At 46.7% G+C, this 6,239-nt stretch carries 3 protein-coding genes and 7 tRNA genes; 1 reads left to right on the plus strand and 9 read right to left on the minus strand.

The features are described 5' to 3' along the window. Window positions 1-46 precede the first annotated feature (46 nt). The 8 genes from KTH90_RS19310 to KTH90_RS19345 all read right to left on the minus strand — a co-directional run bounded on the left by KTH90_RS19310 (window position 47) and on the right by KTH90_RS19345 (window position 4,059). Complete coding sequence (locus tag KTH90_RS19310) at window positions 47-1,543, minus strand: TRM11 family SAM-dependent methyltransferase (RefSeq protein WP_158353304.1); 1,497 nt, start codon at window positions 1,541-1,543, stop codon at window positions 47-49. Between the two features lie 61 nt (window positions 1,544-1,604). Further along, window positions 1,605-3,290: a bifunctional diguanylate cyclase/phosphodiesterase gene (locus tag KTH90_RS19315; RefSeq protein ID WP_158353306.1), complete on the minus strand. Its 1,686-nt coding sequence runs from the start codon at window positions 3,288-3,290 to the stop codon at window positions 1,605-1,607. Window positions 3,291-3,520: 230 nt separating this feature from the next. Continuing rightward, window positions 3,521-3,606, minus strand: a tRNA-Leu gene (locus tag KTH90_RS19320). A 22-nt stretch (window positions 3,607-3,628) separates the two neighbouring features. Beyond that, a tRNA-Val gene (locus tag KTH90_RS19325) sits at window positions 3,629-3,701 on the minus strand. Window positions 3,702-3,725: 24 nt separating this feature from the next. Beyond that, window positions 3,726-3,799: transfer RNA gene (locus KTH90_RS19330), tRNA-Asp, on the minus strand. A 20-nt stretch (window positions 3,800-3,819) separates the two neighbouring features. After that, window positions 3,820-3,893, minus strand: a tRNA-Ile gene (locus KTH90_RS19335). Window positions 3,894-3,902: 9 nt separating this feature from the next. After that, window positions 3,903-3,975, minus strand: a tRNA-Thr gene (locus KTH90_RS19340). 12 nt (window positions 3,976-3,987) lie between these two features. After that, a tRNA-Glu gene (locus KTH90_RS19345) sits at window positions 3,988-4,059 on the minus strand. A gap of 284 nt (window positions 4,060-4,343) precedes the next feature. Here KTH90_RS19345 and KTH90_RS19350 point away from each other — a divergent pair. Continuing rightward, a complete protein-coding gene (locus tag KTH90_RS19350; RefSeq protein ID WP_158353308.1) occupies window positions 4,344-5,504 on the plus strand; it encodes a DUF3048 domain-containing protein in 1,161 nt (386 codons plus the stop codon). A 528-nt stretch (window positions 5,505-6,032) separates the two neighbouring features. Here the strand turns inward: KTH90_RS19350 and KTH90_RS19355 are convergent. Then, window positions 6,033-6,104: transfer RNA gene (locus KTH90_RS19355), tRNA-Asn, on the minus strand. Window positions 6,105-6,239 lie beyond the last annotated feature (135 nt).

Raw genomic sequence — 6,239 nt, forward strand, 5'->3', positions numbered from 1 at the left:
ACCAAATATTACACAAATGCGGCCGGTCAGGGGAGCTATCTCCCCTTTAACTGTCCCTCCGAAGGATCATCACGTACGTTCCCTCTTTTTTCGATATAACGAACTCTTCCTTCAGCCGAAAACCTCCCGCCGCGGAATAATTTCTTACGTCATCCCGGTTATGGGTGTACAGCACCGCTGTCCCATCTGCCTTGAGCACCCTCGCGGCCGCGGGGAAAAACTTCCGGTACAGCTCGCGGATCTCTTCCTCCGGCCATTGTCCCGTACGAAACGGCATATCGGTAAAGATCTCATCAAAGAGGTATTCATGCCGAAAGTCGAAAAAATCTCTGTGCACATAATGAATAATCTGCCCGGCTGCCTCTGTGTTCAGTCGGGCTTTCTGTACCGCCTCCCCCAGGAAATCGATCCCATAAGAAGTGTTGGCCTTAAGCGCCCGGTGCCTCTCGATCAACATCGTTCCCACGCCGCAGAAAGGATCCAGCACAGCTGCGTCTTCCTTCAGATAATCCATAGCCAGTGCGGCGGTAAGCGCCGCATTCACCGGTTTTATACTGGCCGCTGTGACTTCTTTCCGGTAAGAGAAACGGTCATCCCTGACGGTAAATAATTTCACCAGAACGTTAAAGTCTCCCGCCCTGTTTTCGATCAATCTGATCTCCACTTCATAACTGGATACGGAATTGATCAGCCTGCGTCCGGACATCTGTTCTATGCGTGCCGACAACCCTTTTGCCAATATTCCCCTGGCGCCCGGCTGCATTTTACTCTTAACTTCGATCCGGAAATAATAAGGAGGCTCGCCTCTGTGAGCCTTATTCAGTAAATCAAAAATACCCGATTGGACTATCGTCCGGGCGGCTTCCTCCACCCCGGCCGGGCAGGTCCGTAATCCCTTCACCACAAACAGCAGCTCCTGGTAAGTACGGATTTTATTGATCCAGCTCAAATTAGACACCCTGGCCGTAACTCCGGCCCCAAATGGCTTAGCCTGTGCCCGCGGCTCGTATTTCTCCAATTCCCGCAGTGTTATGTCCTGATGATCCCGGTTCGTCAGCAGGATAATATCGTAGGTTTCATCCATCCCCCTGAACGAATGCTGTTTCACGCCTTGGAGTCCAACCAGCAGATCCGACAGACTGCGGATTTCCTCCGTCAGATGTTTTTGATTTTCCGGGTTCGTTTCTTCTGTAAGTAAAAGATCCAGACGCTTATTAAGCTGATCCCTGTACCTTTTACAATCCATATTTTTCATGGCAGACAGATACGAACTTTTCACGAAACGCTGCGGCTCCGCCTCATAGGCCTCATACAGGGATTCTAGGTAAAAGTCATCACCCAGTTCCCCCATCAGCAATGCCGCATTTTTTCTCGTTTTGGCATCCTCATGCCGAAGAAGCTCCACCAGTCTTTCTTCGTCCCCTTTGATGCACCGCCGCAACTCTTCTTTTCCCTGGCGCTGCTTTATTTCCATACGGAGTTTGCTGAGATTCTGCCGGACATCCGCATTTTCTGTTACCGCCTTCCAAAGATCTATCACCATGATTGCTTTTCCTTTTTTCCTTACTTATTTGGGATCACGCTGTTGTCTGGGTACAGACCTTTCAATGTACCGTCAGATATTTATCCCGGAATATTTCTTCCGATATCGGTCTGGAAATGTAGAATCCCTGGATACAATCCGCCTCCATATCGCACACTGCATCCAGTTCCTCGGTCCGCTCCACGCCTTCTACACACACAGCGATTCCCACGCTGTGGCAGAGTTTGATAACGGAACCGATAAAATTTCGGTTAAACGCATTCTTCATCTCTGCAATATCCGTAATAAACAACCGGTCTATTTTCACAATATCTGCCGGTGACTGAGCCAGCATTCCCAGTGAGGAATAGCCGGTGCCAAAATCATCCATGGCGATTTTTATATTGAAATCCCTGAGTCTGCGGAATGTCTCTCTGAGCGCACCCATATTCGTGACGAAATAGCTTTCCGTCAGCTCTAAAACAATATGTTTCGGATCAACCTTATACTTGCACAGGGTCTGTTCCACCGTGGGAATAAACTCCTCATCCAGCATCTGTAAATAGGAAACATTGATATTCATAACAAAATCGTCCTGTACCTCGCTCCAGTCCCTGCAAGTCATAGCGGCCTGATCCAATACCCACTTACCCACCGGTAATATCAATCCGCTGGATTCCAGCAGCGGAATGAATTCCATAGGAGACACCTCGCCAAAAGGTTCACAGGACCAGCGCAGTAAGGCTTCCGCTCCCGCGATCTTCAGACTGTCGCTGTAAACAAAGGGCTGAAATACTAAACAAAAGTTTTTCATTCCTTCTATCACACTGAGCTGCAGCTGATTGGTCATTTCCAGTGCTCGGATCTTCCCCTGCATCAATTCCGGCGAATACAGCGTCAGAACATTCTTTCCCCGTTTTTTGGATGCCTCCAACGCACCGGATGCACATCGGATAATCCCTGGGTAATTATCGCTGTCTCTCCCTAATAATGCGGCTCCCGCCGACACCGTACAAAAATACGTAACCTCATCCAACCGTTGCGGATGGTTGCAGTACGCATATATTTTATCATAAAGGGATTCCAGTTTTACTGAGGTGGCATCTGGATATACGATCGCAAATTCATCTCCGTCAAACCGGTATATGCTGGCCTCCTGCGGCAGCTGCTGCTGGACACCCTGGGCAAACTGCCGCAGAACCGCGTCCCCGAACGCATGGCTGTTCAGATCGTTAATCCGTATGAAATCGTCCAGTCCCAACAGCATGATACCGCAGGAATCAGCCAGACCTTTTTCAAATAATCTGCCGATCTTCTTCTCACATTCCCTGTGTGTAAACAATCCACTGATATAATCAATCTTGCCCTGTTTTCCCAGCTCGCTGACTACGCCTGCGAACATCAAAGGATCCCCATTCTCATCCCGCTGCAGGATTCCCCGGCACAGAATCCAGATATACTCACCCTTCCGGTTTTGTACCTGGTATTCTACATTGTGCTCGTTGGTCACTCCCTGCAGCATGAGATCAATGGAATTATAATAACGCTCTTTGTCTCTGTCATGGATCAGACTTGCCCATACGTCTACCAAGCCGTTCACAACCCTCCCAGGCAGTTCGAAATCCCGCTGCATGTTTGGTGTGACCAGCGCTACATCGTTCTTCATATTAATAATGTAAATGTAGTCGTCGGTGCTGTTGATGATTGCCTCATAAAACAGTTTTGAGTCCAGTTGAAACCCTTCCATAATATTATCTGGATTGTTCATAAAAGTCCTCCGATTTCACAGCCCCCTGTGTTCGGGATATACAGTATTATCCTGTGTAATTACAAACTGATATAATTATAGCAAATATGTATCATAATATCAATTCGATGCAGTCCTCTGGTAACGCGCTCCTGTAACCGCACTGTTTATTGCATGTATGTACTTTCTTAATCGAATAAAAATGAAAAGCTCCAAATGCTGTAGTATCAACACTTGAAGCTTTTCGTTACTGCCGGCGACCGGAATCGAACCGGTACGGGAGATTAGTCCCGCAGGATTTTAAGTCCTGTGCGTCTGCCAGTTCCGCCACGCCGGCATTCAGAGTTACAAACTCCGAATGGGACCTACAGGGCTCGAACCTGTGACCCTCTGCTTGTAAGGCAGATGCTCTCCCAGCTGAGCTAAGATCCCACACACGAATATTAGAAAACGAAACGACCCAAGCGGGACTCGAACCCGCGACCTCCGCCGTGACAGGGCGGCGCTCTAACCAACTGAGCCATTGGGCCAAAATCTTTTTGTTTAAAAATGGACCTTCGGGGACTCGAACCCAGGACCGACCGGTTATGAGCCGGTTGCTCTAACCAACTGAGCTAAAGGTCCGCAAACAAAAGCCGATGATCGGACTCGAACCGATAACCTGCTGATTACAAATCAGCTGCTCTGCCAATTGAGCCACATCGGCGTAATCTCAAAATGACTCCAAGGGGATTTGAACCCCTGTTACCGCCGTGAAAGGGCGGTGTCTTAACCGCTTGACCATGGAGCCAGGTATAATTTCCCGAGTTGGATCTGAACCCGACTCAAGGAGAGATTAGCATTGTTTTTATCAGTTTTCCATCTGGCTTGTAACCTGACGCTTGACTATAATAGCATATCTTTTTTGATTTGGCAAGGGGGTTTTTAAATTTTTTCATCACAATTTGTCATTGTATTCACCAGTACCAGTGTGTTAAGATAAATGATATATATGTTTTCTGTCCATTTTCCGAAAGATAGCTTTTTCGGCCGGACTAATAGAAAACGTAAACTTTAAAAAGAGAGGGTAAAAAGATGAAGAAATATAGTATTCTTCTACTGGTGTCTCTGACCGTCACACTGGCGCTGACCGGATGCGGTAAGGACAAAGAAAAAGATGCTGAAAGCAAAGAAACACCGGCGCCTGTGGAAAGCACGGCTCCAGCCCCTGAAGAGAATGAAACGCAAGATACTGAGCAGGCCAAATCCGATGAACCTCCGGAAGAAGGCATGGTACGCAGTGCCATGACTAACGATTGGATATCCCCGGAAACAGCTTCTGCCCGGCCTATAGCCGTTATGTTCCCTACAGACAAAGGTTCCCAGCCTCAGTATGGTATTGGTTCCGCCGGAGTCCTGTATGAATGTATGGAAGAGGGAGAAATGTCCCGCCAGATGGGTGTGATCGAACAATGGCAGGATCTCAAACAGATCGGAAATATCCGAAGCGGCCGTGATTATTATGTTTATTGGGCACAGGAATGGGATGCCTTCTATATTCACTGGGGCGGACCTTTTTATCTCAGAGAAATGGTTGACCGTTCCGATGTGGATAATTTAAGTGCAGCCTCAGTCGGGGTGCCTGGTAACAGTTCACCGGCTCTGGGAAGCGAGGCCTTCTACCGTTCGGATCCGAAGAATCCCACGATTCATAACGGCTACACTAACGGTGAAAAACTTACAGCTGCCATATCCGCCCTGGGTTATGAGACAGCCCACAGGGAAAAATATTATCATCCTGATCACTTTACCTTTGCCACTGTCTCCGAACCCAATACCCTGGAAGATGCGCCCGGTGTCTTCGACGCAAAGAAGATTGATTTTTCCAAGATTTTCACCACCACCAAGACATCACTGGAATATAATGAAGACGAAGGCGTTTACTACAAATCCCTGTATGGACAGCCTCAGATCGATAAGCTTACCAACAAACAGCTCACCTTTGATAATGTAATCGTTCAGAGTACCTATTGGGATTACCGCCAGGATAATAAGTATCTGAGATTCAATGTAAAGGACTCCACCAGTGATGGATATTACTTTACAAAAGGAAAAGGAATTCACATCACCTGGAAAAAATCATCCGATAACGAACCTACCAAATATTACGATGATAACGGAAATGAAATTGTCCTCAACACTGGAAAGACATTTATCGGCATAGCGCAGAATGGCAGACAGATTATATACGAATAGGATTCATGTCGAAAACCTGCATAGAAGAGTTCCTCTTTATATGTGGATAACAGCATATGAATGAATATAACCAAATAAAAAGGAAGGCTGCTCACGAAAGAGACAGCCTTCTTTTTTATTGCTTAATATCTAATGCATACGGACACTTTCCACATTCGCTTCCCTGATCTGTAAATACCCCATACAGCCATGCTGCACGTTGCTTTCTAAGGCAAAACCTGTGTGGCGGTGTCAGATGCAAAACCAGCGGTTAATACGTAGTTTCACTGTAATACCATACATGTTTCCCTAAATAAGCCGTTATTTGCCCTGTGGATGCCTTGTACGCGTTCCACTGTTAGAATCTAAAACTTACCCATTCACATTCTTCCTACGCCTGTTTAGCCTTCCGGACAATATCTGGTTTTCGCGCTCTCCAAGGAAGAATTACTCTATATAAGAACAAGGAATATAGCTAAAGCATTGTATATTCATACCATTTCCTATAAAACAAAAACCGTAAATAATAATATTTACGGTTTTTATAAACTCCCCGAGTTGGGCTCGAACCAACAACCCTTCGGTTAACAGCCGAATGCTCTACCATTGAGCTATCGAGGATCATATGCAATTGACATGTACCTTCAAAACTACACACTGTAAAAATCATTGCCATCCGTTCGGCTCTCTTACAAGCCTCTTATCTCAAACCACCAGACCATTCTGGTCAAGCCCTCGACCTATTAGTAGCAGTCA

This window comes from Diplocloster modestus, from assembly GCF_019042245.1.
Lineage (GTDB): Bacteria > Bacillota > Clostridia > Lachnospirales > Lachnospiraceae > Diplocloster > Diplocloster modestus.

Excerpts from the sequence above, each read along its gene's own strand:
- KTH90_RS19310 (WP_158353304.1), bottom strand. The coding sequence starts at position 1,543 with ATGGTGATAGATCTTTGGAAGGCGGTAACAGAAAATGCGGATGTCCGG.
- KTH90_RS19315 (WP_158353306.1), bottom strand. The coding sequence starts at position 3,290 with ATGAACAATCCAGATAATATTATGGAAGGGTTTCAACTGGACTCAAAA.
- KTH90_RS19350 (WP_158353308.1), top strand. The coding sequence starts at position 4,344 with ATGAAGAAATATAGTATTCTTCTACTGGTGTCTCTGACCGTCACACTG.